Here is a 25,472-nt window from a genome sequence, read left to right on the forward strand (position 1 = left end):
TCCCCAATCCCTCCCTACGCGGAGAAAGGGATGGGGACTCCTTGCCGCGACGGAGTTGAATTTTGAATTCCGGGCAGCGGTAGTTATCTAGTAGTATTGCGATCAGCAGTCACTTTTTCTACCACAAGTGTGAGTTGCAAACAACCCGATATTTGCAACTATTGCGATGGAGAGATAGAGAGGCATTCATGCAGATTCATACACCAGACTGGGTTAAACACGCTGTTTTCTACCAAATTTTTCCAGATCGATTTGCCATAAGCAAACAACCCCGCAAACGGGTTTTACGCACTGCTCGTTGGGAAGATTGGGAAGCTATGCCAACACTCCAAGGTTATAAGGGCGGGGATTTGTGGGGCATTATCGAGCAGTTAGACTACATACAGGATCTGGGAATTAATGCGATTTACTTTACCCCTATCTTTCAATCGGCTAGCAATCACCGCTACCACACGCACGATTATTATCAGGTTGATCCGATGCTGGGAGGTAACCCGGCTTTCAAGGAATTGCTAGACGCAGCTCATCAAAGGAACATCAAAGTTGTTTTGGATGGGGTGTTTAACCACGCCAGTCGGGGCTTTTTCTTTTTCCACGACATTTTGGAAAATGGTCCTCATTCACCTTGGGTTGATTGGTTTAGAATTTACGATTGGCCCGTTTCTCCCTACAATGGTGAGTTTCCCGCCAATTATGAGGGTTGGGCTGGAAATCGAGCGTTGCCAGTATTTAACCACGATAACCCTGAGGTGCGGGAATATATTATGGAAATTGCCGAATATTGGATAAAGTTCGGCATTGACGGTTGGCGCTTAGATGTGCCTTTTGAGATTAAAACTCCTGGTTTTTGGCAAGAGTTCCGTCAGCGAGTCAAAGCGATTAATCCCGATGCTTATATTGTCGGCGAAGTTTGGGGAGATTCCCGTGAGTGGTTGGATGGAACTCAATTTGACGGGGTGATGAATTATCTGTTTGCAGGACCAACGATCGCTTTTAGCGCAGGCGATCGCGTTGTCCTAGATCAAGTCCAAAGCCGTGACTACAAACCCTACCCACCATTGTTCGCCACTGAGTATGCTCAGAAAATCCAAGAACTCCTGCAACTTTACCCTTGGGAAATCGCGCTGACTCAATTAAATTTGCTTGCCAGTCATGATACAGCACGGTTGCTAACTATTGCTGGCGATGATAAAGCGAGTGTGGAATTAGCAACTTTACTGCTCCTGACCTTTCCTGGTGCCCCCAGTATCTATTATGGTGATGAAGTTGGTTTACCAGGAGCTTTAGATCCAGACTCGCGTCGTGGTTTTCCACTAGAAGCCAGTTGGGATAAGGAGATTCTCAAAACCCACCGCGAATTAATTGCTCTACGTCATGCTTACCCTTGCTTGCGTACGGGTGATTATAAAGTCTTGTATGCTCAAGGAGAACTTTACATCTTTGCGCGAGTTTTGGGAACAGAAGAATTGATTGTTGCGGTTAATGCTGGTACTGCATCGGCAAAAGGGAATGTTGATGCAGCAAGTTTGAGCACTCAACCTAACAAACTATTATATGGCGCTGCTGAGGTGGAGTGGAGTGTTGAGGCTAAGCATCTCACTTTAAGTGTTCCCCCACGCACTGGCTGCATCCTTGGTGTAAGGTAAGTCAACAAATTGCATTGCACATTGAGAGCGATGGTTTGACTAGTTTTGTGGGGTGGGCTGTCCAGCCCGCCCTTGCTATTTTAGGGTAAGCAGGATGTTTGCCCCACAACAATTTAAATGTACAATTCCTATTTCCCAGCTATGATCGCAGGCATCAACACTGCATCAATAACATGAATCACACCATTATCGGTAAGAATGTCAGTTTTCACGACATTGGCGTCATTGACTTTCACTTTGCCATCAGCAGAATCAACTGCTACGATTGACCCTTCTAACGTTTCCGCATGGTCTATTTGGATCAAGTCGTCAGACCTAACATCTCCGTTGGCAACATGATACATCAGAATCTTCTTTAATTTGGGGATGTCTTGCAGCAATGAATCTAAAGTTCCTGCTGGTAGCTTGGCAAATGCGTCATCAGTAGGTGCAAAGACTGTGTAGGGACCGGGACTTTTAAGAATTTCTACAAGTTCGGCAGCTTCAACAGCCTTCGCTAAAGTATTGAAATTTCCAGCATTGACAGCAGTTTCAACAAGATCAGGCATGAGATGATGTTTGATGAAGATAATGTTACAAAATACTTATAGAGTGACAAAAAACTATCAGCCTCTATCAATAGAGAGGTTACTCGCAACCCTACAAGCGGCAGTAAACGCATGAGTGCTGCTAAACTGGAGAGAATGACTTCAGGCTCACCAGTAATTATGCTAAAGCGTTCTAAATTCGAGACAACTCAATCTCAGATTATGCACCGTGCCGAGGATCTGATTAGTGCAGCCTCAAATCGCTACCGCATTACAGTTCAAGTGGCAAATCGCGCTAAGCGCCGACGTTATGAAGATTTTGACAGTGCGGATGATATGATGATGAAGCCAGTGCTGAGGGCAATTATCGAGATGTCTGACGAACTGACTCAACCAGAAATTATTGGCGAAGTCTAAAGTGATGCCAACTGGAAAATAGAATGAGCACAAATTTAGAGTTCATTCAACTGACGCTCAAATCTTGGCAATTAGTCAACCCCCCTTTAAAGAAGGGGGTTTTCGCAATCATCGTGGTTGGTGTATTTCTTTTAAGTTTAGGGATCCAACCTGCAAATGCCCAAAGAAGCACTCCCGGCGATGTTTGGCAGCAAGTTTATCAACAATTACCCGACTTACCCCGAGAAAATCAGTACGTTAGTAAAGAAACGGGGAAACGAGCTGAAAATAACACCTTGGTCAGTCGTATGATATGGTATCACTCATATTTGAAAGGACGTGCACCAAATTATCGACTCGATTGGAAGCTGACTTTGGCTGATTATCTGGGTGCTAATGAAGTCATGTATGAAACCACTTATCCTGGAAAGGATAATCTACAGAAAAATCCTTTTGATGGCGATCGCGCTGCCGTTGCACGCCTTAACCGTCGCCAGCGGGACGCCTTGGTGCAAGCTTTAGTTAATGTTTTCAGTTCTAAATCGCAAAATACACCAGCTACCCCCAACACCTCATCCCCGTCACAGGAAACCACTCCACCTCCTAGACAGGTACCGAAAAAAGGAGGCGCAGAGCTATTAAAGTAAAAAGAGGACTGGGGACTTGGGACTCGGGGCTCCGGACTCGGGAGTAAGCAACAGTCTGGAAGTCCCCAATCCCCAATCCCTAATCCCCAATCCCTTTCAAATATGGAACGTGTTATAAAAAGTGGACTTGGTTGGCGCATCGGCTGGAACCCCACAGCGCCAGAGTTTAAAGGTTTAGTGGGTACAGATGATTGGGCGTTTGAATTAACAGAAGCCGAGTTGAATGATTTTTGTCGCCTACTGGCGCAACTCGCAGACACGATGAGGCAAATCGCGACTGAATTAATGGATGAGGAAAAAATTGCCTGTGAAGCCGAAAGCGATTTATTATGGATGGAAGTAGAAGGTTATCCTCATGCCTATAATCTGCGCTTGATCTTGAAAACAGGGCGTTGTGCAGAAGGTCAATGGAATGATTCTGCTGTTCCTGGTTTGCTACAAGCCTCTGTTATGCTTAAGGTTTTTTAGATTGAGACCTTGATAATTTTAGATCTTATTGCTATAATAGGAAAGTTGACTACGGGGCGTAGCGCAGCTTGGTAGCGCGCCACTTTGGGGTAGTGGAGGTCGTGGGTTCGAATCCCGCCGCTCCGATTGATTGAGAAGTATACCTGCTGCTCTTTGTAGAGAGTAGCAGGTTTTTTAGTTTTGTATCAAATAATGCCATGCATCTTTGACAAGATGAGGAGAGAATAAGAGGGATGTGCAAGATGTGGCTTTGACTACTTGCCCATTTCCCTGATGTTCCTCACCTCCCGTATGAATTAGGGATTCTTATTTTAGAAACGCCACCAAGTCTTTTGTACGTAACTGAGAATAGCCATAGCAATTGCGCCAAACAGCAATAGCCAAATCACTCCTCCCGGAAGGAAAGTGAGAATACCAAAACCTCTCAGTACCCAAACAGCGATCGCAATACCGAGAAAAACCCCAAAACCCTGATTTAATGCGCGATTTAATTTAGAACTACTCACCTTAATTTCCCTCAAACTCTACAGTCATAGCATTTTATATGTAGCAACAAAAGTATTCACAGAACTTCCAAGGCGGAAGCCCACGAGTTTATGGGTGACTTAGGAAGCCATAAACTCCGCGACTGCGTGGGAGGAAGCTTACTGTTATAGAAGCAGTAAAGAAAGAGAAAGGGAGATGTACTTCAAGCAATACCTTAAGGTGCTCTACGAGAGTCTAAGGAAGACGTAAACAAGGCAAGACGCTACTCATGCTGCAAATGAAAATGTCCCTCCCTCTTGTTCTGTTTGTCCTCTTAGGTTTATTCCTCATTTCCCGTCTTTCCATGTTTACAAGTCTTTTTGTCTTATTTTCGCTGCATCGTGATATTTTTTTTGTTTTAGTTCATTTGCCTAAATTTCTCTTGTCAAAATTTTTATAATAAGTGGAATTACGGTAGCTTATAATCCATCTTATCTGTTAAAGATAAGTACTTAGATTAGCGCTGGGTGGTTGACCTTTTCTCTTTCTATTTTTTGCTGTTGTTATAAGTATATATGCTTAAAAAGTTTGAGATCGAGTCGGTTAACACCCAAAATGAAGACTACCTTGAGGACACAAACACACAGCGAAGAGGAGGGTTTTCATTATCAGCTGCTAGAAAATTTGATACTTTGATATTAGTGATAAACATGACATATTATGAGTGAAGTTTCGGTAACTATAGCCAGAAAATAACTGTTTCCGGAAAATCCATATATTGTACTGGAAGTAACATTAGTGAGTGAGACTCAACCAAGTCAGATATTCACCATTTGAAACCCGTTTAGTTGATGTGTTGAGGAGTGAGTAAAAACATTATGTCTGCGTTCTTTATTTCAGACTCCGTTCCCACAGGTTCAGACATACCTTGGAATCAGGACAAACAAAGATTGCTGATGCAGGGCGAAATTCTGGTGGAAACGCGATCGCATACAGCTTGGGGTGGTGCTGTGACTGCTTGGATGTATGTACCGTTAGTGCGATCGCACGTGTGGCAGCAGATAACAGATTACCCGCGTTGGGTGCAATATTTTCCTGATGTAACTAAAAGCGAAGTTTTACAACGTGGCGAAGTCAAACGTCTTTATCAAGCCGCACAAAAAGCTTTTTTCTTTTTCACCGCGCAAGTAGAAATTTACCTTAATGTCGTGGAAGAACTTGGACAGCAGATACAATTTAAGCTGGAAAAAGGGAATTTTCACGATTTTACAGCTAAATTAGAGCTAAAAGATTGTGATAATGGGACTTTGCTTGGCTATACTGTCCAAGCTACCCCAACTATTCCCATACCATCAATTTTTATTCAACAAGCAATGAATTTTGAATTGCCTGCAAATATGCGTAAAATGCGACAAGTTCTTTGTAAGGGTCAGTAAAACTCATGTCACAGGCAAAAGAAATTTTGGACTTTTGGTTTGGTAGTCCCGATCAACCGGGCTACGGCAAACCAAAGTCTTTCTGGTTCAATAAAAAACCGGAATTTGACGAAGAACTGCGCATCCGGTTTTTAACAGATTACCAAAAAGCGGCAGCAGGAAACCTAGACGACTGGATCAATGGCTCTGATAGTTGTCTAGCATTGATTTTGCTGTTGGATCAGTTTCCCCGAAATGTGTTTCGCGATACTCCCCAAGCCTTTGCTACTGACTGGGAAGCACTTTCAACAGCCCAGCACGCTGTTGCACAAGGATATGACAAAAAGTTGCTACCCGTACAACGGTGGTTTATTTACTTACCTTTTGAACATAGTGAAAACCTAGAGCATCAGCGTCAAGCAGTACGACTCTTTGAGCAACTGGGCGATGATCCTGATAGTGCTAGTTGCATTGATTATGCAATTCGCCATATGCAAGTGATTCAGCGTTTTGGGCGCTTTCCTCATCGCAATGAAATTTTAGGAAGAGTTTCAACTTTAGAAGAAAAGGAGTTTTTGAAACAAAAAGGTTCATCATTTTAAATTGATCAGTGCTTAGTGCTGAGTCATGAGTTGTGAGTTCCAAGCAATGAGTCTTGAGTGACTTGTTCCAAATTTTCTTTATCCTACTCAGCACTCGGCATTTGAAACTGTAGTAGAGAGTTTATATCAAAAATTATTTTTTAACTTGCCAATGCCGTACAGAGATGAATTTGGAATTTTGAATTCCCCGTAAGTGCAAAGCGTGCCGGAAGGGCTTATGGGTGAGCTTGGCTGTTCATAATTTATACCAGACAACCTTTGATATTCTGATAAATTTAATGAACTTTCAGAAATGCTTGGTTCGCTACCAAACCATACTTCATCTAGATCAGTTTCAGTAAATGTATAGCCAAGACTAGCAGCAAAATTAACTATCTTAGTTTTATCCCAATCCCAGATACCGAATAAGCCTCGTACGCAGCACTTACTATAGTACTGCTCATAAATTGCTTGCTCCGACATCAAAACCTCATAAAAATCATTCACCTGCTGTACTGACATAGATTACCGTCCCTAATTCTTGTGTATTTTAACGTGTAATAAAAATTACATTAACTAACCAACCGACCCCGCTTTCTATCATTGATATTCAAGAGTTATTAGTCATCACAAGGATAAAATCAGAAGATCTTCATAAAAATCTATAGTTTATTCAGATTCTATTTATCATATCTATCAAATGGTCACATCTATCAAATGGTTATTTGAAGTATGAACTGAAGGCAAAAATATAAAAGATGAAGTATAAAATTTTCATCTTTTATCGTTCATCCTTTTTTGGTGACTTTTGATGCAGTACAAGGCTGTACTTCATCCCTAAATAACCACCCGTGAGTTCCATCAGGCAGTTTAACTTCTACAAAGTCACCTCGTACTTGAACAAATAAGACCATCGCACCCAAATTTAGTTGTTTGACACCGCCAACTTCTGTTTGAGGTTCAGGGCGTAATGTAGCCGAAAATCTGCCGCCAGGGGGAGAAATAACACGACACAATTGTGGTTGCTGTGATCTGAAATTTTGTTGTGCATGACTTCCACCTGTAAGATTAGGATTCAAAAAGCTAAAGCCACCAATTGCACTCACACAAGCTACTACACTCATTCCCAGTAATTTTGGTACTTTAATTGGTGGAGGTGATACTACTGACTGAGCACTCAACAAAACTTCTAATGAATTTTCCTGAGACTTCCTGACTTTTGGTATCCGTGTAGTGTGAGCAACAGCTTTTTGACGTGAGATTGGAACAATAGAGTATTCTAACGGTACATATGCACCAGGATATTCATTGCAAACAATAGCACTCACTTTAAAATTTTGTTGTCCCAAGCGTATACTGCTGCCAACAGAAAGTGGCATTTCACCAGCTAGAAGCAATTGTCCGTCAACGATAGGAGGATTCCTCTGGCGCAGATTCCGCAAATAAAATGTCTGCTTTTGCTGATGAAAGAAGATTTCAATATGTAAAGCTGACACTGTTGGATCTGGTAAAACAATATCGCACACTTGCGGATCACGACCAATGCGGACTCCTCTACTAGGATTTTTACTTTGTTGCTTCTCAAGAATTTTGCGATTTTTGAGCTGTCCGTTTTCCTCCCACTCTAAAGAGAGTTCATGAAGGATATTTGTAGTACCAGAAGCTTCAGATGTCGGTAATTCGCTCCGGCTTGCCGCCAACTCTCGTAGCGCTTGCAACACCTCAGCCACTGTCTGATAACGGTCTTTGAAGTGATAGCGCGTCATTTTAGCCAGAACAGCAGCTAACCCCGGGCTAACAGTCGTGAGATATTCCCACAGTATTTCTCCTGTATTAGGCTCATCTTGAAGTTCGTTAGGATACACTCCCGTCAGCGCCTGAACACCTATCATCCCCAGCGCATAAATATCACTACAGGGACGTGGTAAACGTCTGATTTGTTCAGAGGGCATATAGCCCCGAGTTCCGATGATGAAAGTGATGTTGTTTCGTCCTGTCGCAGCTGCTGTTTGATTTCGCAGTTGCTTAATAGCTCCAAAGTCTATTAGAACTAATTTGTTGTCTGAAGTACGTCTAATGATATTGTCAGGTTTGATATCGCGATGAATGACCCCGTGGCTGTGGACAAATTCTAAGATACTTAGTACCTCTATGAGCATTTCTATAATATGGCGTTCCGTCCATCTTTTACCTGGAGGAAGTTCCATACTCAGGGTATGCCCGCTGATAAATTCTTGCACCAAGTAAAATTCTTGGTTCTCTTCAAAATAAGCTAAAAGCCTGGGTATTTGGTCATGGTTGCCCAACTGTTGCAAAGTTTCAGCTTCTTTTTGAAAAAGCCTTCTGGCAGTTTCTAAAATGTCAGGGTCGGTACTAGAAGTTTTGAGATGTTTGAGGACGCATTTAGGGTTTCCAGGGAGGTGAACGTCCTCTGCAATGTAAGTTTGCCCAAAGCCCCCCTCACCTAATACTTCAAGGACTTTGTAATGTCCTGCTAGTAGCTGACCAATCATGTTGTAACGGTGATTTTAAAAAATGACTACGAAGAGAAGGAAGAAAGGAAGAATATAGGTAATCTTACACCGGGAACGGAGTAAGAAGCAGGGTATTGCAACGGCGATTAATCCTATTATATTTCTCACAGCACTCTGAATCAAAAGCTTTGTGATGTTCATTAGGTAATGATAAATAAAACGCTTCTGGTACATCAATGAATAACAAATTCAATAAACTAATGTTGCCAGTTTGGCACATTGTTCAAAATAAATATCAAACTATTTAAACTATGTTTATTTAGTTGTTTTGTCACTTTTATAGCAATTTAAATTTCATACATAGGTTATGCTTAGCCTCACGCAAAAACTATTGATTAAATAAAATGTTAAATAATAAAAATGTAAGTAGTTTTGTTTAAAATAAAAGCAATAATAATTACTAAAAATATAAATATTCAAGCATTTTAATATACTCATAAAATTTTGGAATAGCGAGTGTTGAAAATTCAACAGAAGCACTATATAAACTGTAGGGACTAGAAGTCCACCCACTCTCATTCGATAATTTATTTGTTGGAATACCCTTAGATGATGAATGACATAATAGGGATAAGTAGGCGATCGCCTTTATGCACTGCGCTCCGCGCAATCGCCTGTTTAGAACATCTCTTTTGGAGCATCGCCCTATTCACGTTCAATCTCGAGAAGACTAAACAAAAACCGATGCAAGCCTATCAAAGTAGCGGGGGAGCGTGAGAACCCCTACCTTTTAATCCGGGGATGAAACGCGACTTGTAGGGCTTTAGCTATGCGTTTCTTTTTCCGTGTATTGTCTTACAGATTCTCGAACCAAATCCCAATCGAGAACGCTCTGTTTTTTGGGAAAGTCGCGCTAAATCTTGATACTCTTTATCCGAAAATCTAACAGTTAGTTTTTGCATGACCTTGTTTTGATGGTATAATAAGGTCATGGTAACACAAGGATGAAAAACTCCAAAAAACAAAACGTGATGCCATACTGAACCATGACAAGTGAAGATATGGGGTTGTACTGAGAAGTTCTTTTTAGGAGCCGGAGAGTGCGTAAAATCTTCAAGGTTGGAAGATACTAAGGTAGCCGCACATTCCTTCTCCTGACGGAGACGCTACGCGAACGGGAGCGAGGCGGGTAGGGCTGTTTGAACCTGCTCATTGCCCCTTTGGGGCAGAACAACATTGCGTAGCCCGATTTCTAATCGGCATAGCAATAACAGTTCAGAATCCACGTTTTTCAAAGCGTGGAGAGTTCAAGTACCAAATGAACCCCACGAGCTTGTTCTCTGGTAGAGCAACAGATTATGCTTTGTATCGACCAAGCTATCCACCAGAGGCAATTAATACCATCCTAGAAGGATTTGACCAGCCATCACAGCTCGTTGCAGCCGATGTTGGCGCTGGGACAGGTATCGCTTCTCGGTTGTTAGGCGACAGCGAGATAAAAGTCATTGCTATTGAGCCAAATGAAGAAATGAGACTGGCGGCAACTGGGCACCCCATGGTAGAATTTCGCTCTGCGACAGCAGAAGTGACGGGTTTACCTGATGCATCGGTTGACCTCGTGACTTGTTTTCAATCTTTCCACTGGTTCAATCCTTCTCCAACGCTTTGGGAATTTCACCGCATCTTAAAGCCATCTGGACGGCTTGCTTTGGTTTGGGGTATCTGGGATGAAGACGACTCATTCACCAAAGACCTTGAACGTTTAGTTTTCCAAGCGTCAAACAATATTCCTGGATTACCAAGTCGTGAGTCGATGGTAAGCGCACTTTTGGAGACTCCCTACTTCCAAAAAGTTCGCCAAACAAATGTTCCGTATCAGCAATGGTTAGATTCACAAGGATTGATTGGTCTTGTCCAAAGCCAAGGGTTTGTCCCACTTTCAGGAGAGGAACGACAACAGCTTGTCGCCCAATTGCAAAAGCTACACAAGCAGGCGGTTGATAGTAGCGGTAAAGTTTGTGTGGTCTACCGTATCGATATTTACTTGGCTGAACCAATGGTTTGACACCTTTCGGGCAGCTTTCTGTAGAAGATAAAGTATAGTATTTTACTTAAATCCACAAAAAGCCGTCCTCAAGGCATCTGCATACTTTATCTTCATCCTTTAGTAAACTTGATTTGGTCATCCTAAAGCAGGACGATGGTGAATCCAAGGTTTTGCGGCTTCTAGTTGGGCTGCTAAGCTAATGAGAGTGGTTTCCGCTGCGGGGCGTCCCACCAACTGTACGCTTATTGGTAAACCGAGTTCGTCAAAACCTACAGGAAGAGCGATCGCTGGTTGTCCAGTCGCATTCGCTGCGGGACATGGCGCAACCCAACGAATAATGTTTTGGAATGTCTCTTCTGGACTCAAGTTTGCCCATTCTCCTACGCGGATAGGTGAATGTAGATAAACTGGTAACACCAGAACATCCACAGTGTCGAAAAATGCGACGATTTGTCGCGCTACCATCTGCATTTGGTAAACTGCTTGCAGATACTCACCAGCAGAACCGGTTCTAGCTAATAGCCAGCGATTCAGTGGCTGTAAAATTTCAGCAGGAATACCCGAGGAAGCTACGCTTGTTTGCCAAACAACTTGAAATGGTTCAACTAACCCACTAAGGTCTAAGCTTTTCTGTTCAACTGTGTGACCAAGTTCTTGCAATAATTGGACTGTTTGCAGAACGCCTTGCTGACAGTTTGCATCGGCTTCCCCTAAAGGAGCAATACTCGTAGCATAGGCAATTCGTAAAGTACCGGGTTTTTGTTGGGTAGCAGCAAGAAAGGATGGTTCGGGATCGCTTAACCAATATGGATCACCAGTGACGTATCCAGACATGATATCTAAAAGAGCAGCCGCATCAGCAACAGTACGCGCCAACGGACCATTGATTGCAATACCATTGAGGCGATCGCCTACTGGCGCATGAGTCACTCGTCCTCTTGATGGCTTAATTCCCACTAAACTACAACAAGCTGCAGGTCCACGAATCGAACCACCACCATCAGAACCTTGGGCGATCGCGCATAATCCTGCTGCTACTGCTGCGGCTGCACCACCACTCGAACCACCTGTGGTGTATTCCAAATTCCAGGGATTTCTAGCTGGGGGAAATCCCGTAGGTTCTGTGTAAGGAGTTGAACCGAGTTCTGAAGTTGCTGTTTTACCCAGAAGAATAAACCCAGCTTGCTTAATTCTCGTTACTACCCCATCATCATAATCAGAGATATTACTCAGTAAGGCAGGATTTCCGTAGGTACAAGGAACACCTGCAACAGGGTTGAGGTCTTTAATAGAAATTGGCACTCCAAAAAACGGTGGGAGTTCTGATGCACTAGCGAGCATTTCCGTTTTTGCTTTGGCATCTGCGATCGCTTGCTCTGCCGTCACTGTAAAATAACTTCCCAGTTGGGGATTCAACCTAGAGATGCGTTCTAAATAAATTTCCACCAACTCCAAAGGCGACACTTCTCGACGACGGATTAACTGTGCCTGTTCTAGTGCTGAGGTAAAAGCTAAATCTACTTTATTCATTGAAACAATAACCTCTTAAACAAAAACCCCCTGCTTTTGGGGGATTGGATTTTATTTCACTCTTACCTTAAACGAGTAGTCTGGTCAGGTGGAGTCAACCAGCAAGCCCCTGCCTTATAGGCATGGGGTCGCTACTTAACAAGAGAACCCTGACACTGTCAACATGGTTACACTTTTTACAATTCCTAACCTAAAGACAATTTTGTAGATCCAGGGTTATATTACCACCTCGTAAACAGCCTAATTTCTTTATCGACTCTCCAACCAGCAGTTATCCGAGTGGTTATGAGATTGCAAATTTGGGACCTATAGAAAAAACTTTATCGGCAACTCAACTTGTAGTTGAGCAAAAAACTCTAGCTAAATTGTTCTAATAAGCTGAACTGCAAAAATAGGAAACACGACTGTGACAGCAAATCAACTGGCTATAGATGTTCGCTACAAGCTAATTTTTTCGCAACATATCGATGTCAATACTGATTGCTGTACCTTTGATTTGTCCACTTGTAAGAGGATAGTATGAGACAAATCCACGGCTTGGGCTGTCGAAGAGATACCCACGACGCAAGGCTGGAACTTTGCCTTGCTTGACCAGGGACATAAAAGCTTCGAGATATCTGCGTATACTTTGACGATTCCCCTGAGTTCCATTTGTATGATTCTTGATCAGCATCATGAACAAGTCCAAGCTGCGGTTATCTTGTCCGTCAATTAGACTACCGTTTTCTAGGAAAGAACTTGCTACGATTTTTCCATTAATTTGTTGCACTTTGAACAAAGTATAATAGCGCGATTCTTTTTTAGGATCGTTCACATAACAAACCCAGGAACCGTCGGGATTTTGTATAAAACCTTGTTGCGTAAGGTAGGAAAACGGAGAATTAGTGGGCTGATTTTGTGGAGTAGGTAACAAATCTGCTACTGGGTCGAAAGAGCAAATTCTCTGTAGTGTTCTCTGTTGAGGAGCAGTCGTAACTTCCTCTGCTTTTGCCATAAAAGAAACGGCAGCTAACGCAGACGCAGAAACAGCGAATGCGCTAAGCAAACGAATAATTATATTCATGTTTTTTGGTTATAAGTAATTAGTAAGACACCTTTTCGTAGTGGTCAGGCGTCCCATTTTAGTTCTTAATAATTCTATTCAGTTAGGTTATTATCTTTCCGGAAAAAACTCCTGAAACAGATTTAATCTGTCTCCTTTTACGTTTTGTATATAACAATACTTATTTCTCTAAAAAGAACTAGTAAAAACCTATGTATAATGATTTATTTTTGACTTAATTTAAATTTTTCTTAGTTTTTTTATTGAAGTGTTTTTAGATACTAATTTTTCAATTTTATGTCTAGAATTCTTATATCATCCCTAATTGCAGAAACTTGAAGTATTCAAAATAACTCACATTCTTAAACAGCTTTTGGTAATGCTGGCAGTAATTTTGGATAAACCTTATATGTAAAAACGCGGTTGGTAGAAATGCATTACTGAAGCTTTCAGCCCACTGGCAGCCCGACTATACAGAGTTTTCCCTTGGTTTCTGTTTTGGGCTGTCATTATTTGCAGCTTTGTATTTATTAATATAGTTAATTAATATACTTATATATTTCAGGGAAAACAAGTATAAGAGCCTGTATTTTTATTAACTTGTTGTAAAGAATATCTAAAGATAGATGCGTTCAATTAGCTTATATTAGGACTTACGCACTGTACAAACAGAAGATAATATGCATTAACTAAACTGCCACCTTAATGAGTTTTTGCTTAAAAAAGTTTACAAAATCTTTACTAGATTCTCACGTTTCATATGTATGTTAAAGATGAAAGTTATGATTGAGACAAAATAATGCGTCTTAAAACAGTTCAAACCGAAGATTTGACTCGATTCACATAATCATTTTTTGACAATGCGTAAGTCGTAAAATAAGTAATTTTACTTTACGGCTTGAAATTTCATATTCCATTTTTTGTAGTAATAGAAAATCTATTTCTTAGATACGAGGTTCAGCATGCCTACATGGAACTTGCCAGGAAGTTCATTCAGTCGTCCCTATGACACTACGAGGATTGGTACTTCAAGTAATGACCCATTGACTGGAGCGAATGATCGAAACTTAATGGAAGGTCGTGATGGTAATGACACGCTCACAGCTAGCGGTGGTGATGATATTTTGATCGGCGTTGGTACTGGTAACGCATACGGAGGGAATGATCGTGACACACTAATTGGTGGAACGGGAGCAGATATGTTTGTGGTCGGTGATGGGAATGGAAATTATTATGACGATGCCTACGGCTATGCCCTTATAGTTGACTACAACACTTCTCCAGATACCGTTGTAATCAAGGGAGATCGAACCCGTTCTGATGGAGGAATCGGATTACTTAGTGAAGTTCGTAGTGGCGTTGGATCATCTGATCCAGAGCTTATAATAACGACAACCGCAGGAACTCAAGCGATATTACAAGATGATGGGGGGTTGGTGGACAGCTTCCGCCAAGACAGGGCTGATTGGTTAGCCACAGGAACAAATGATCTTGGGGCGTTGTGGATACTCTGAGACGGTAGGTGTTTAACTTCTAGTCTATGCTCGACGGTATATTAGACGTCGAGCATATTTACTGTACGTTCGCTCATTTTGAAAGGGTGAGAGGAATTAATGCCTGAGTCCCTTTATCAGGTAGATTCGGTCGGTAGCTCGACATAATTTACAATCACCACTCATCAAGAATAATACTAGAACTTACGCATTGACAGAAAATATCTACTCTGCACTCAAGCCTAACTTCTGTGTTAGGTGTTCCAAAATAAAGTCGCGAGCACTCTTGTTGAGATAAATTTCGCGCTCATTTCGTACCAGTTTTCAATTAACTCTTCTGCCCGCATTAATTCTAATTGTGTAAAAGCTCGAATGGCGCTAAAAAAATGAGTACGAAAAAGCCTCAGTTGTTCTTACCATAAATTGACCGATACTACATACTTGTTTAATAGCTCTGTGGTAACACTCAATTCCCCAATGTATTGAATGTAATTCCTTGAACTCTGCTCTAGAAATTAGATTTAGTGCATCTTTTTCAGAAATGTACATAATGTAATATCTAGAAGTTTCGTTTTTGAAACTTCTCCGAAATACCTTCACCTGCCCAAAATTTTTCAGATACACTATTAAACCAACTTCGGGAATTTCTAGATTTTGGACTTGAGTAAAATTCTTACCATCAACTGAACATGAGCGATTTTTAGCTATTCCAGTTAAAAACTCCAATCCGCAAGTCTATTAAAGAATTTTAGGTTTTTTTGGCTCGCATACCAAGCGTCAGTAGTTACAGTTTTTGGACTTACACCCCAAGTCAAAACCTCCGCAATCATGTCTCGTAAATAATCATTTTTAGTCTTTCCCTCTTGTTTGTTATAAATGCGATAATTTCTCGGTACAGATTTACCTGACAAGTCGGTGTAATACAAGGTAATTAACTGAATCCCTTTGACGGCACGATGATGTCTTCCCGAATAATAGTAAGCAATTAATTCTGTTATTTTTGGATCGCTATGTGGTTTATCAACTACCGTATCGTCTCCACTTAGTGTCCCGCCTAGCAAGTTGATGTTTAATTTGACTTCATCAAATAAATCCTTGGGTTCATACCGCTCACGTAGCAAAAATCTATTCACACTATCATGAGACAAATCTTCCATTATTTCTGCTAACCTTGTGCAGCCTGGATATTTTGATTCTGCCAGCAAGAATAAAGTGTACGTGTCGAGGTTACACTTTGCGGTGGATGGCTTACTAATAGCTTTCTTCGTCCGAACCCTAAATCTACCCAACATTAAGTATTATCTGCCATTTCATTGCCCCTACTGATTCGCGATGGCGCAAAGCCCCCGCCGTAGGCGATCGCATTTTAAATTTCGCCCATCAGTCATGATACACATATAGCCATTTTTCTCAATGCGTAAGTCCTATATATATCGGTTCTCGTTTGGATGCAACACGTTGTAGAGGCACGAAGCTTTGCTGTGCCCCTACAGATATTTATTACGGGTGCCTTGTTCCCAGTCTCTGATTGGGAATACCATTGGGAGGGCTGCTGCCTCTCTTACTCGCGGCAGAGCCGCTTGAACCCCATTTCCAGGTTCCACCTGGAAACGAGATTTTACAAGGGTTTTGGCTTAAGTTGACACGTATGAGCAAAGCTTCGTGCCCCTACAGATCTTACGGGTAATCAATAAAACTTGATATCACCCCTCAACCGTATACACCAAAGCAGCTGGTTATCCCAGCTGCTTTGCTTAAAAATGCTTTGTGTTTACTTTGTTACAACCAGGTTAACTGGCGCAACGCCCGCCATATCCAAAATTGGCACAATCAAATCTTCGCGCTTGACCGCCATCATATGCACACCCTGACACAATTGACGCGCTATCTGCACTTGTTCAGCGGCAATTTTCATCCCTTCCTCAAGGGGGTCTTTTGCTTGCGCTAACCTATCAATTATGTGATCGGGAATATTCACCCCCGGTACACACCGATTGATAAATTGGGCGTTTTTCGCTGATTTCAACAGAAAAATTCCCGCCAAAATTGGTTTATTACAACCTGCGGCTATTTTGTCCATAAACTTTTCTAGCCGCTCAAAATCTGTAATCAGCTGACTTTGGAAAAACTGGGCTCCCGCTGCTAATTTGCGCTCAAACCGACTTTGCAAACCAGACCAACTGGCACATTGCGGATCGACCGCTGCACCAGGAAATAAGTCCAGCGCACCATCAGTCAGAGGTTTTTCGTTGCAGTCAACGCCGTGATTCAGTTTTTGGATCAGTTGCAGCAGGCGCACCGCTTCCAAGTCAAACACACCCTTAGCGTCGGGATGGTCGCCTGCTTTCACCGGGTCACCAGTCAAAGCTAATATGTTGTAAATACCCAAGGCATGAGCGCCCATGAGGTCAGCTTGCAAACCAATACGATTGCGATCGCGACAAGCAAGTTGACAAATTGGCTCGATGCCGTTTTGTAACAAAATTGCCGATGCGACTAATGAAGACATCCGTAGCACCGCGCGGCTACCATCGGTAATATTGACGGCATGAACCCTCCCCTTAAGGGTCGCCGCCATTCTTACCATGTGTTCTGGATTACCGCCTTTCGGTGGTGTCACCTCGGCGGTAATCAGGAATTGACCAGTTTTCGCTGCTGTACGAAAAGAAGTTAAAGCAGTTGGATTTATGGTATCCAGCATAACAATGACGATTTCAGTCTGTAGGTACTGCTATAGCACAATATACCGTAGACAGAAAAGCTCATAGGGGCATAGAATAACCCATCGCAGCTTTTACTTGATTGAGAGTTTGGTTGGCGATCGCCTCTGCTTTTTGCTTTCCATCCCGCAACACCGACTCTAGATAGCCTTTGTCGTTCGTCACCGCCTGATATTTCTCTTGGATAGGTTTGAGGGCGTTAATTGCCGTTTCCGTCAACAAAGGCTTAAATTGCCCCCATCCCATATCCTGGCACTCAGCCGCTACCTCTTCCTTTGTCTTACTAGAAAGCAGCATATACAGTGTTAATAAGTTGTTACTTTCAGGACGCTCTGGATTGTCAAATTCTAAACCACGAATCGGGTCAGTTTTACAGCGCTTAATCTTTTTGGCAATCTCATCAGGCGAATCTAGCAAATTGATCCGACTCAATTCTGACGGATCGGACTTCGACATTTTCTTCGTACCATCCGTCAAACTCATCACCCTCGCGCCTTCTTTACGAATCATAGGTTCTGGTAATTTCAAAACTGGCTGATCCGGTTTGGCAAATTGGTGATTAAACCTGTTAACAATATCCCGCGTCAGTTCCAAGTGTTGCTTTTGGTCTTCACCCACTGGTACTTTATCAGGATTGTACAGTAAGATATCCGCCGCCATCAGCACTGGATAGTCTAGTAAGCCAACACCAACATTTTCTCCTTGCTTGAGAGCCTTTTCCTTGAACTGGATCATGTCCTGGAGCCAATTAAGAGGTGTGATACAGTTAAGCAACCAAGTCAGTTCACTATGGGCAGGGACATGAGATTGCACAAAGATTGTCGAGTCGTTTAAATCAAGCCCACACGCCAAATATAAAGCAGCGAGGGTGTAGGTATTTGACGCCAGTTCTGCCGGTTTGTGTGGCACGGTAATGGCGTGTAAATCGGCTATGAAGAGATAATTTTCGTACTGGCTTTGGATTTCTACCCAGTTGCGAATTGCACCCAAGTAATTGCCCAAATGTAGATTGCCAGTTGATTGAACTCCAGAAAGAACTCGTTGCCTGCCCATAGATTTCAAGATAGTTTTTTCAACTCCGACAATAGCGAGAATACAACTGATTTTTTTAGTTTGGCATTTCTTTATATTTCACGCAAAGACTGGCAACGGATTATGTAGCGCATGTAGCAGATGGTTTATCTTTTGTCCGACAAATAACTTATTTGTTACATACCTCATGTTATCTGTTGTTACAATTACGTTTATTCAGCTTCCCTTTACAAAAATCGACAAATTTTAAGGTTTTTTGAGAGAATGCAGCAGTAACCTTGAAGTTAGTTAACTTTTTTTACACTCAGAGGTGTGTGCTTTATGAAAGCTTTACTACTCTGGCCAATAATGCCCAATTCCTTCTGGTCTTACCAGGAGACGCTTGATTTAGCAGGGTTACGTGCAACTAATCCGCCCCTGGGGTTAATCACAGTGGCAGCAATGTTGCCTGCTGATTGGGAAATCCGCTTGGTTGACCGCAATGTCCGTCTAGAGACAGACGACGACTGGGCATGGTGCGACATGGTGATAATCTCTGCAATGATTATCCAGAAAAAAGATTTGTGGGAGTTAATTCAAAAAGGAGTTGCGTTAGGGAAAAAAGTTGCAGTGGGTGGTCCTTTCGCGACATCAGTACCAGAATTTGCTTTGGATGCAGGAGCTCACTATCTCATTCTTGATGAAGGGGAATGTACCATCCCCATGTTTTTGGAAGCTTTAGCACGAGGTGAAGAACGAGGAATTTTCCGCTCTCCAGAAAAACCCGATGTCACTCACACACCAGTACCGCGCTTTGACTTGCTAGATTTGGATGCTTATTTGGCAATTACAGTGCAATTTTCGCGGGGATGTCCGTTCCAGTGCGAGTTTTGTGACATCATCAACTTATTTGGTCGTAAACCGCGCACAAAAACGCCAGAACAGATGCTGGCTGAGTTTGAAGTCTTGTATCAAATGAACTGGCGACGCTTGGTTTTTGTCGTGGACGACAACTTCATTGGTAATAAGCGCAATGCCAAAGTTTTCCTGCGTGCTTTGATTCCCTGGATGAAAGAGCGCAACTACCCGTTTCTTCTGCTGACAGAAGCATCTTTGAATTTAGCAGAGGATGACGAGTTGATAGACTTGATGGTGCAAGCTGGGTTCACGATGGTATTTATGGGCATTGAAACACCAGATGTAGACAGTTTAGCCGTAGCCCATAAAGAACAAAATACACGCCAGTCTCTGGTAGAATCTTGTGATAAGATTACGCGAGCCGGATTACAGATTATGTCTGGCTTCATTCTCGGTTTTGATGGCGAAAAAACGGGTGCAGGACAGCGCATTCAGGCATTTGTAGAAGAAACAGGAATTCCACAAGCTCACCTTAATTTGCTGCAAGCATTGCATAATACAGCAATGTGGAACCGTCTCAAGCAGGAGGAACGGTTACAAGAAGGATTGATGGATTTCTTGGGTTCCCAGAAAGGTTTGATGAACTTTGTCCCGACTCGTCCCTTGGAAGAAATTGTCAGGGAGTATATTGATACTTTCTGGAACATGTATGAGCCAATGCTGTATCTTAAGCGCACGTTCCGCCACTTTAACATGATGGAGGGTAAGCGTCCTAAGGGCAAACGCCCCCTCACTTGGCACGAACTGCGTCTGTTCCCGATAGTTTGCTGGCGTCAAGGTGTGGTTCGCTCAACTCGTTTGCTCTTCTGGTGGCAATTACTGGCGATCGCATTTAAGAAACCGCATTTAGTTTATGATTACTTAGCAGCTTTGAGTTTTGGCGAACACTTCTTTTCTTTCCGTCATGAAGTCAAGGCGCAACTAGAAGAACAACTGGAAGCTTGGAAGCAACAAAAGCAAGCACCACAGCAGGAGGAAGCAAATCTTCAGTTGTCACCTGTCACTTAAGTAAATCATTTTTAATTCGCGCTTCTTTTTACAACGGATAAAATAATTGATGTAACGGATAAATGATCTGTGGGACAACAGATTAACTCTCCGTTACATCTACTTTTGCTGCTGACAGTTAATCTGTCGAAATTCAATAACTGCATCTAGTGATTCAGGTTCCACAATATAGCGCTTCTCGTTTGAATGAAGTAATTATTTATCTGTGTCCATCTGTGTCCATCTGTGGTTCTTATTTCTTTAAATACAAAATTCTTCCGCTAAAATACTGAAAATGAAATCATCATACAACTTCCCATCCAATTCATGATGCTGGCGTAAGCGACCATCTTGTTGAAATCCCAGAGAGGTTAATAAAGCAATTGAAGCTTGATTGAAAGCGCCTGTTTGCGCCATCACCTTATTTAGCCCTATTGTATTGAATAAATAATCAATAAGTAATTGCAGAACCTGCTTGGTGTAACCTTGTCCTCGATAGGGTGAACCCGTAAGATATCCAATTTCCACAGAGCGATTTCTAATATTGAAATTAAAGCAACTGATACGACCAATCAATTGATTATCTGTTATTCTACGAACTGCCAATTTACAAGGTTTGCTTTCTCTAAATTGTTGTTTCCACTGTTCAAGAGAAAGATTTTTAATTGGTTTACAGGTCATCCGGGCTTCTTGTGATTCCATAAACCACATATACAAAAAATATAAGTCTTCTTCTTGCATATGTGTTAAGCGTACAAGTGAACCTTCTGGTATTTGCCAGTTTTCATAATTGAGCTTAGCCGATTCAATCATTAATGTTGAAAGCATATCTTTTTCGCTCTTTGCCCTATCTTCACTTGCTAGTAGAAATAGAGATACATTAGAAAATATCCCCAACAAAGTAACTTGGGGATATTTTGAAAAAAGCAGCCAATTCTTTGATTTGATTGTCACTAAGTTGACGTTTGCCATTTAGGATATCTAAAACAGTAGACTCGCTTTCACAGATGTGAGCCAAATCTTTAGGCTGAAGATTAGACTCTTCTAACAACGCTTTAAGGAGTTCAACACCTTTGAGAATAGGTATTGGTTCGTGTTGCTGTTCATAATCCTAAACAAGAGTTCCAAGCACCTTCAGATAATCTCTATCATCTTGTGTAACATTTTCCTTATCCAAGATAAAATTCATCCGATTCTGCGTAGCGATTAACTCAGCCTCATTGGTGATAGGGCGCGGACGAAAGGTATTAATTAACTCTATGTAGTATGTGCTAGGAGTTTTCAAACCACTCGTCATTTTTCCAGTTCTGTTCTTTTGGTAATAACACGCATCAAATTATTTTGATTTTTTTTTAACCAGTTTAGGACTTATGCATTGACAAAAATAATCAAATATGTATTTTAGTTTTCGACTGTAACGTGGGCAGCGCTAAGCACTAGCATATAATCTGCACATCAGTTTACGGCACGGCACACCCTACTTTGTGTTGTGGTTTGAAACTAATCCCCAATCCCCAATCCCCAGCTCAACAATGAAATTTCTCGGAATTGACTTAGGGTGGAAATCGCAACCCAGTGGCTTATGCTATTTACAATTAATCGATGGAAAACTGCAAATACAAGACTTAGATCGCAAAGAATTCATTGCAGATATTCTTACCTGGATTGATACTTGCGTTACATCAGACGAACCCGCCATCATCGCCGTAGACGCACCCACCCTCATCCCCAACGCTACTGGAAGCCGCCTACCGGACAAACTCACGCACAAACATTTTGGCAAATATCACGCTGGATGCTACCCGGCAAATCTCGGCTTACCCTTTGCAGAACGAACAGTAAAATTTGGCTTACAATTAGAATCGCGTGGTTTTGCTCACGCACCAACCATCGAACCACAAAAACCTGGTAGATATCAAATAGAAGTCTTTCCCCATCCAGCCATAGTTCATTTATTTGGCTTAGAACGAATTCTCAAATATAAAAAAGGACGCCTCAGCGATCGCCGCTTAGAACTGATCAAACTCTACAATTACATTACAGAAATCTTACCCACCCTGCATCCTCCTCTGTGTTCTCTGCGCCTCTGTGGTTCCTTCCTTCCCGAAATTCCCACCACAGGCGCAGCCCTCAAAGAAGTCGAAGACAAACTCGATAGCCTCATTTGTGCTTATGTAGCAGCCTACTGGTGGTATTGGGGTGAACAACGTAACCTGGTACTTGGCGATCGCACCACTGGCTACATTGTCATCCCCTCAAAAAGTCAAAAGTAAAAAGTTAAAAGTCAAAAGAATTTCTTTTTATTTTTTACTTTTTACTTGTTTACTGTGCCCAAACAATCAGCCTTGGCTCATAAGGACTAGAGAGGTGTTTGTGTTTTGGCACCACGCGCAGAGACAAGCCTTGCAAACCAGAGGTATTATACACGACGTCAGCCGTGTAAATACCCAATCCGTCCTTATCCTCGCCTTGGTAATCCATTACCACAGGTACACCGTTGATAATATCGCCACTGGCATCAATAGCACCTTGGTAAAGTTCCACCTGCACATCATCGTTCGTCAAAGTTGCCAAGTCAATCTTGGCTTTGACGTTAACGGTTTGGTTAACCTTAATATCTGCTTCTGAAGATACGTTAACATCTTTGATTTTGATGTCGTACCAGTGTGCGGTGAGGTTATCTTTCCAATGAGCTAATTCTTTAGCTGGGGCGTAGTTATCGACAGTGAGAGTGTGGTAGCGATCGCTTGCTGGAAAATAAGCCCGCTCTGCATATTCTCGCACCATCCGTGCCGTGTTAAAGAACGGACAATTTAACTGGATTGCATCCTTCATTTTGTCAATCCACCGGCGAGGCAAACCATCGACATCTCGGTCGTAGAATAAAGGCACGACTTCCTTTTCTAGGATATCGTACAGGGCATTTGCCTCTATTTCATCTTGGTAATTGGGATCGTCATACATTTCCCCGTGTCCGATTGCCCAACCGGTGCGGACATAATCAGCTTCATCCCACCAACCATCTAGTACGCTTAAATTCGGCAATCCATTCATCGCCGCCTTCATACCACTGGTACCGGAGGCTTCCCGTGGACGCCGGGGATTATTTAACCAGACATCGCAACCCGCCACCATCAATCTGGCTATATGAATGTCGTAGTTAGGAACAAACACTATCTGCTTTTCCAAGCCTTGTTCTTCAATAAAATGATTGATATCGCGGATGAGTTCTTTACCTGGAATATCTTTCGGGTGTGCCTTACCAGAGATGACAAATTGTAACTTACGGTCTTTATTAGCTAACAAAAGCCGCCTGATTCGCTCAACATCCCGCATCCATAGGGTGGCACGTTTGTAGGTTGCAAAGCGACGGGCAAAGCCGATAGTGAGAACATTTGGATCCAGAACTTCTTGTGCAGAGGCAATTTCTGAGGGAGAAGCACCACGATCTCGCAAATGCTTCACCAAACGCTCGCGCACGTACAAAACCATGTCCAAACGACAGCGTTCATGATTGCGCCACAACTCCTCATCGGGGATAGCGTCCATCCGTTCCCACAAAGGGTTATCAGTTGCTGCTGATGACCAGCTTGGTCCAAGATAGCGATCGTACAACTCCTGAGTCGATTTAGAGACACAAGAGCGGGCATGAACGCCGTTAGTAATTGCGGTAATCGGCACTTCCTCTACTGGCACATTCTGCCACAAACCCTTAAACATTTGCCGCGAAACCACACCATGCAGCTGTGCTACACCGTTAGAAAATGTTGCCGTTTTCAGCGCCAGCACCGCCATACTGAAAGGTCCAGACAAATCACCAGTATTTTCGCGCCCCAAAGCTAAAAATTGGTCTTTATTCAAGCCAAAAATCTCAGCATAGCGTCCCAGGTAGTGCAACACTTTGTCTGGGGAGAACAAGTCAATTCCCGCTGGCACTGGCGTATGAGTGGTAAAGATATTACTAGAAGCGACCACTTGTCTGGCTTCGGTATAACTTAGCCCCTCTTCCTGAATCAGGATGCGGATACGTTCTAGGGCAGAAAAAGCCGCATGACCTTCATTCATGTGATAGGCAGTCACATTGTATCCTAGCGCTTTTAGCATTCGGACACCACCGATCCCCAGCATAATTTCTTGGTGGATACGCATATCGATATCGCCACCGTAAAGCTGATCTGTGATGTCTTGGTCGTAAGCGTTATTCGGTTCAATGTTAGTGTCTAGCATATACAGAGGCACCGATCCCACCTGTACACGCCAAACCCTTGCATATACGATGCGCCCTGGATAATCTACCGCAATCCGCAATTCTGAACCATCAGGATTGCGTTCCAGGTGCAAAGGCATATTGTAAAAGTCGTTGATTGGGTAGCGTTCCTGCTGCCAACCATCGGCGTTTAAATATTGAGCAAAATAACCTTGTTGGTAGAGTAAGCCCACACCAACTAATGGTAACCCCAAGTCACTAGCAGATTTGAGGTGATCCCCAGCGAGAACTCCCAAACCTCCAGAGTAGATGGGCAAACAATCTACAAGCCCAAACTCAGCCGAGAAATAGGCGTAGTATTCTTTTTGCTTTTGACCCCGCTGTTTTTGGTACCAAGTACGCTCTTGCAAATAATCCTCTAACTGACGAGCAGAGCGGTCCATTTGCGCCAGGAAGCCTTCATCTTCCACAACTTCCGAAAGACGCGCTTGGCTAATGGTACCAAGCATCAAAACTGGGTTGTGACGACTAGATTCCCACAGGTCGGGGTCTAAGCGACGGAATAAATCTTTCGTCTCAACGTTCCAATCCCAGTGCAAGTTATATGCCAACTTCCGTAGCGGCTCAAGTCGCTGCGGTAGTGAAGGGGAAACATTAAAAGTGCGAATCGGCTGCATAGGTTAGCGAAACTCTAGCTTTGGCTATGGTTATTGTTGACTGTATTTCCCTTATGCTGTCAATTCTTTATACTAAGTTTGTGAAGTTACCATGATATTGTTAAGTTTTGTAAAGTCTTCTCAGTTTCACTGTCAAAGCTATCAACAAACGTATCTCAATTTCTACGCGTTACCTTTTGCCTTATCTTGACTACAGAAAAACTTATCAGAAATATGTATCC

Annotated in this window: 22 protein-coding genes, 1 tRNA gene and 1 pseudogene; 11 read left to right on the plus strand and 13 right to left on the minus strand. The window is 42.5% G+C overall.

What is annotated here, in order from left to right; genetic code table 11:
* Positions 1 to 188 precede the first annotated feature (188 nt).
* Positions 189 to 1,646: a glycoside hydrolase family 13 protein gene (locus ACM0OZ_RS12695; RefSeq protein WP_414583192.1), complete on the plus strand. Its 1,458-nt coding sequence runs from the start codon at positions 189 to 191 to the stop codon at positions 1,644 to 1,646.
* A gap of 128 nt (positions 1,647 to 1,774) precedes the next feature.
* On the opposite strand, the gene ACM0OZ_RS12700 is transcribed toward ACM0OZ_RS12695, so the two are convergent.
* Positions 1,775 to 2,194, minus strand: a complete 420-nt coding sequence (locus tag ACM0OZ_RS12700; RefSeq protein WP_414583193.1) for a fasciclin domain-containing protein — start codon at positions 2,192 to 2,194, stop codon at positions 1,775 to 1,777.
* Between the two features lie 159 nt (positions 2,195 to 2,353).
* On the opposite strand from ACM0OZ_RS12700, the gene ACM0OZ_RS12705 reads away from it, so the two are divergent.
* From ACM0OZ_RS12705 to ACM0OZ_RS12720, 4 genes are all read left to right on the plus strand, one after another.
* Positions 2,354 to 2,590: a DNA-directed RNA polymerase subunit omega gene (locus ACM0OZ_RS12705; protein WP_041034255.1), complete on the plus strand. Its 237-nt coding sequence runs from the start codon at positions 2,354 to 2,356 to the stop codon at positions 2,588 to 2,590.
* A 23-nt stretch (positions 2,591 to 2,613) separates the two neighbouring features.
* Positions 2,614 to 3,216, plus strand: a complete 603-nt coding sequence (locus tag ACM0OZ_RS12710; protein ID WP_414583194.1) for a hypothetical protein — start codon at positions 2,614 to 2,616, stop codon at positions 3,214 to 3,216.
* A gap of 102 nt (positions 3,217 to 3,318) precedes the next feature.
* The gene (locus ACM0OZ_RS12715) at positions 3,319 to 3,684 is read left to right on the plus strand and encodes a DUF1818 family protein (RefSeq protein ID WP_414583195.1); all 366 of its coding nucleotides are present in this window, start codon (positions 3,319 to 3,321) and stop codon (positions 3,682 to 3,684) included.
* Positions 3,685 to 3,736: 52 nt separating this feature from the next.
* A tRNA-Pro gene (locus ACM0OZ_RS12720) sits at positions 3,737 to 3,810 on the plus strand.
* Between the two features lie 185 nt (positions 3,811 to 3,995).
* Here the strand turns inward: ACM0OZ_RS12720 and ACM0OZ_RS12725 are convergent.
* The gene (locus tag ACM0OZ_RS12725) at positions 3,996 to 4,196 is read right to left on the minus strand and encodes a hypothetical protein (protein WP_414583246.1); all 201 of its coding nucleotides are present in this window, start codon (positions 4,194 to 4,196) and stop codon (positions 3,996 to 3,998) included.
* 831 nt (positions 4,197 to 5,027) lie between these two features.
* On the opposite strand from ACM0OZ_RS12725, the gene ACM0OZ_RS12730 reads away from it, so the two are divergent.
* Positions 5,028 to 5,585: an SRPBCC family protein gene (locus ACM0OZ_RS12730; RefSeq protein ID WP_414583196.1), complete on the plus strand. Its 558-nt coding sequence runs from the start codon at positions 5,028 to 5,030 to the stop codon at positions 5,583 to 5,585.
* A 5-nt stretch (positions 5,586 to 5,590) separates the two neighbouring features.
* Entirely contained in the window at positions 5,591 to 6,166 is a 576-nt protein-coding gene (locus ACM0OZ_RS12735; protein ID WP_414583197.1) for a DUF924 family protein, read from the plus strand.
* Between the two features lie 126 nt (positions 6,167 to 6,292).
* On the opposite strand, the gene ACM0OZ_RS12740 is transcribed toward ACM0OZ_RS12735, so the two are convergent.
* Both ACM0OZ_RS12740 and ACM0OZ_RS12745 read right to left on the minus strand, forming a co-directional pair.
* The gene (locus ACM0OZ_RS12740; RefSeq protein ID WP_414583198.1) at positions 6,293 to 6,667 is read right to left on the minus strand and encodes a hypothetical protein; all 375 of its coding nucleotides are present in this window, start codon (positions 6,665 to 6,667) and stop codon (positions 6,293 to 6,295) included.
* 266 nt (positions 6,668 to 6,933) lie between these two features.
* Positions 6,934 to 8,658: a protein kinase domain-containing protein gene (locus tag ACM0OZ_RS12745; protein ID WP_414583199.1), complete on the minus strand. Its 1,725-nt coding sequence runs from the start codon at positions 8,656 to 8,658 to the stop codon at positions 6,934 to 6,936.
* A gap of 1,279 nt (positions 8,659 to 9,937) precedes the next feature.
* Between ACM0OZ_RS12745 and ACM0OZ_RS12750 the strand changes: the two genes are divergently transcribed.
* Positions 9,938 to 10,684: a class I SAM-dependent methyltransferase gene (locus ACM0OZ_RS12750; RefSeq protein ID WP_414583200.1), complete on the plus strand. Its 747-nt coding sequence runs from the start codon at positions 9,938 to 9,940 to the stop codon at positions 10,682 to 10,684.
* 117 nt (positions 10,685 to 10,801) lie between these two features.
* On the opposite strand, the gene ACM0OZ_RS12755 is transcribed toward ACM0OZ_RS12750, so the two are convergent.
* Positions 10,802 to 12,196: an amidase gene (locus tag ACM0OZ_RS12755; RefSeq protein ID WP_414583201.1), complete on the minus strand. Its 1,395-nt coding sequence runs from the start codon at positions 12,194 to 12,196 to the stop codon at positions 10,802 to 10,804.
* 445 nt (positions 12,197 to 12,641) lie between these two features.
* Positions 12,642 to 13,259, minus strand: a complete 618-nt coding sequence (locus tag ACM0OZ_RS12760; protein ID WP_414583202.1) for a hypothetical protein — start codon at positions 13,257 to 13,259, stop codon at positions 12,642 to 12,644.
* A gap of 941 nt (positions 13,260 to 14,200) precedes the next feature.
* On the opposite strand from ACM0OZ_RS12760, the gene ACM0OZ_RS12765 reads away from it, so the two are divergent.
* The gene (locus tag ACM0OZ_RS12765) at positions 14,201 to 14,752 is read left to right on the plus strand and encodes a calcium-binding protein (protein WP_414583203.1); all 552 of its coding nucleotides are present in this window, start codon (positions 14,201 to 14,203) and stop codon (positions 14,750 to 14,752) included.
* A 204-nt stretch (positions 14,753 to 14,956) separates the two neighbouring features.
* On the opposite strand, the pseudogene ACM0OZ_RS12770 reads toward ACM0OZ_RS12765, so the two are convergent.
* The 3 genes and pseudogenes from ACM0OZ_RS12770 to trpS form a co-directional block, all read right to left on the minus strand.
* Positions 14,957 to 16,023, minus strand: a pseudogene (locus tag ACM0OZ_RS12770) (transposase).
* A gap of 479 nt (positions 16,024 to 16,502) precedes the next feature.
* Positions 16,503 to 17,432 (minus strand): methylenetetrahydrofolate reductase, encoded by a 930-nt coding sequence (locus ACM0OZ_RS12775; RefSeq protein WP_414583204.1) that lies wholly within the window; start codon positions 17,430 to 17,432, stop codon positions 16,503 to 16,505.
* Positions 17,433 to 17,493: 61 nt separating this feature from the next.
* Positions 17,494 to 18,504: a tryptophan--tRNA ligase gene (gene trpS / locus ACM0OZ_RS12780; RefSeq protein ID WP_414583205.1), complete on the minus strand. Its 1,011-nt coding sequence runs from the start codon at positions 18,502 to 18,504 to the stop codon at positions 17,494 to 17,496.
* A gap of 300 nt (positions 18,505 to 18,804) precedes the next feature.
* Between trpS and ACM0OZ_RS12785 the strand changes: the two genes are divergently transcribed.
* A complete protein-coding gene (locus tag ACM0OZ_RS12785) occupies positions 18,805 to 20,388 on the plus strand; it encodes a B12-binding domain-containing radical SAM protein (RefSeq protein ID WP_414583206.1) in 1,584 nt (527 codons plus the stop codon).
* 240 nt (positions 20,389 to 20,628) lie between these two features.
* On the opposite strand, the gene ACM0OZ_RS12790 is transcribed toward ACM0OZ_RS12785, so the two are convergent.
* Genes ACM0OZ_RS12790 through ACM0OZ_RS12800 form a run of 3 tightly spaced genes read right to left on the minus strand, consistent with a single transcriptional unit; the run spans position 20,629 to position 21,664 of the window.
* Complete coding sequence (locus ACM0OZ_RS12790; protein WP_414583207.1) at positions 20,629 to 21,195, minus strand: GNAT family N-acetyltransferase; 567 nt, start codon at positions 21,193 to 21,195, stop codon at positions 20,629 to 20,631.
* 52 nt (positions 21,196 to 21,247) lie between these two features.
* Complete coding sequence (locus ACM0OZ_RS12795) at positions 21,248 to 21,418, minus strand: helix-turn-helix domain-containing protein (RefSeq protein ID WP_414583208.1); 171 nt, start codon at positions 21,416 to 21,418, stop codon at positions 21,248 to 21,250.
* Between the two features lie 60 nt (positions 21,419 to 21,478).
* Complete coding sequence (locus ACM0OZ_RS12800; protein ID WP_414583209.1) at positions 21,479 to 21,664, minus strand: transcriptional regulator; 186 nt, start codon at positions 21,662 to 21,664, stop codon at positions 21,479 to 21,481.
* Between the two features lie 235 nt (positions 21,665 to 21,899).
* On the opposite strand from ACM0OZ_RS12800, the gene ACM0OZ_RS12805 reads away from it, so the two are divergent.
* Complete coding sequence (locus ACM0OZ_RS12805; RefSeq protein WP_414583210.1) at positions 21,900 to 22,640, plus strand: DUF429 domain-containing protein; 741 nt, start codon at positions 21,900 to 21,902, stop codon at positions 22,638 to 22,640.
* A 49-nt stretch (positions 22,641 to 22,689) separates the two neighbouring features.
* Here the strand turns inward: ACM0OZ_RS12805 and glgP are convergent, their stop codons facing one another.
* Positions 22,690 to 25,251 (minus strand): alpha-glucan family phosphorylase, encoded by a 2,562-nt coding sequence (gene glgP, locus ACM0OZ_RS12810; RefSeq protein WP_414583211.1) that lies wholly within the window; start codon positions 25,249 to 25,251, stop codon positions 22,690 to 22,692.
* Positions 25,252 to 25,472: the final 221 nt, after the last annotated feature.

It is taken from the genome of Scytonema sp. PCC 10023 (assembly GCF_963920835.1).
Lineage (GTDB): Bacteria > Cyanobacteriota > Cyanobacteriia > Cyanobacteriales > Nostocaceae > Kalymmatonema.

Excerpts from the sequence above, each read along its gene's own strand:
- ACM0OZ_RS12695 (WP_414583192.1), top strand. The coding sequence starts at position 189 with ATGCAGATTCATACACCAGACTGGGTTAAACACGCTGTTTTCTACCAA.
- ACM0OZ_RS12700 (WP_414583193.1), bottom strand. The coding sequence starts at position 2,194 with ATGCCTGATCTTGTTGAAACTGCTGTCAATGCTGGAAATTTCAATACT.
- ACM0OZ_RS12705 (WP_041034255.1), top strand. The coding sequence starts at position 2,354 with ATGCTAAAGCGTTCTAAATTCGAGACAACTCAATCTCAGATTATGCAC.
- ACM0OZ_RS12710 (WP_414583194.1), top strand. The coding sequence starts at position 2,614 with ATGAGCACAAATTTAGAGTTCATTCAACTGACGCTCAAATCTTGGCAA.
- ACM0OZ_RS12715 (WP_414583195.1), top strand. The coding sequence starts at position 3,319 with ATGGAACGTGTTATAAAAAGTGGACTTGGTTGGCGCATCGGCTGGAAC.
- ACM0OZ_RS12730 (WP_414583196.1), top strand. The coding sequence starts at position 5,028 with ATGTCTGCGTTCTTTATTTCAGACTCCGTTCCCACAGGTTCAGACATA.
- ACM0OZ_RS12735 (WP_414583197.1), top strand. The coding sequence starts at position 5,591 with ATGTCACAGGCAAAAGAAATTTTGGACTTTTGGTTTGGTAGTCCCGAT.
- ACM0OZ_RS12740 (WP_414583198.1), bottom strand. The coding sequence starts at position 6,667 with ATGTCAGTACAGCAGGTGAATGATTTTTATGAGGTTTTGATGTCGGAG.
- ACM0OZ_RS12745 (WP_414583199.1), bottom strand. The coding sequence starts at position 8,658 with ATGATTGGTCAGCTACTAGCAGGACATTACAAAGTCCTTGAAGTATTA.
- ACM0OZ_RS12750 (WP_414583200.1), top strand. The coding sequence starts at position 9,938 with ATGAACCCCACGAGCTTGTTCTCTGGTAGAGCAACAGATTATGCTTTG.
- ACM0OZ_RS12755 (WP_414583201.1), bottom strand. The coding sequence starts at position 12,196 with ATGAATAAAGTAGATTTAGCTTTTACCTCAGCACTAGAACAGGCACAG.
- ACM0OZ_RS12760 (WP_414583202.1), bottom strand. The coding sequence starts at position 13,259 with ATGAATATAATTATTCGTTTGCTTAGCGCATTCGCTGTTTCTGCGTCT.
- ACM0OZ_RS12765 (WP_414583203.1), top strand. The coding sequence starts at position 14,201 with ATGCCTACATGGAACTTGCCAGGAAGTTCATTCAGTCGTCCCTATGAC.
- ACM0OZ_RS12775 (WP_414583204.1), bottom strand. The coding sequence starts at position 17,432 with ATGCTGGATACCATAAATCCAACTGCTTTAACTTCTTTTCGTACAGCA.
- trpS (WP_414583205.1), bottom strand. The coding sequence starts at position 18,504 with ATGGGCAGGCAACGAGTTCTTTCTGGAGTTCAATCAACTGGCAATCTA.
- ACM0OZ_RS12785 (WP_414583206.1), top strand. The coding sequence starts at position 18,805 with ATGAAAGCTTTACTACTCTGGCCAATAATGCCCAATTCCTTCTGGTCT.
- ACM0OZ_RS12790 (WP_414583207.1), bottom strand. The coding sequence starts at position 21,195 with ATGCTTTCAACATTAATGATTGAATCGGCTAAGCTCAATTATGAAAAC.
- ACM0OZ_RS12800 (WP_414583209.1), bottom strand. The coding sequence starts at position 21,664 with ATGACGAGTGGTTTGAAAACTCCTAGCACATACTACATAGAGTTAATT.
- ACM0OZ_RS12805 (WP_414583210.1), top strand. The coding sequence starts at position 21,900 with ATGAAATTTCTCGGAATTGACTTAGGGTGGAAATCGCAACCCAGTGGC.
- glgP (WP_414583211.1), bottom strand. The coding sequence starts at position 25,251 with ATGCAGCCGATTCGCACTTTTAATGTTTCCCCTTCACTACCGCAGCGA.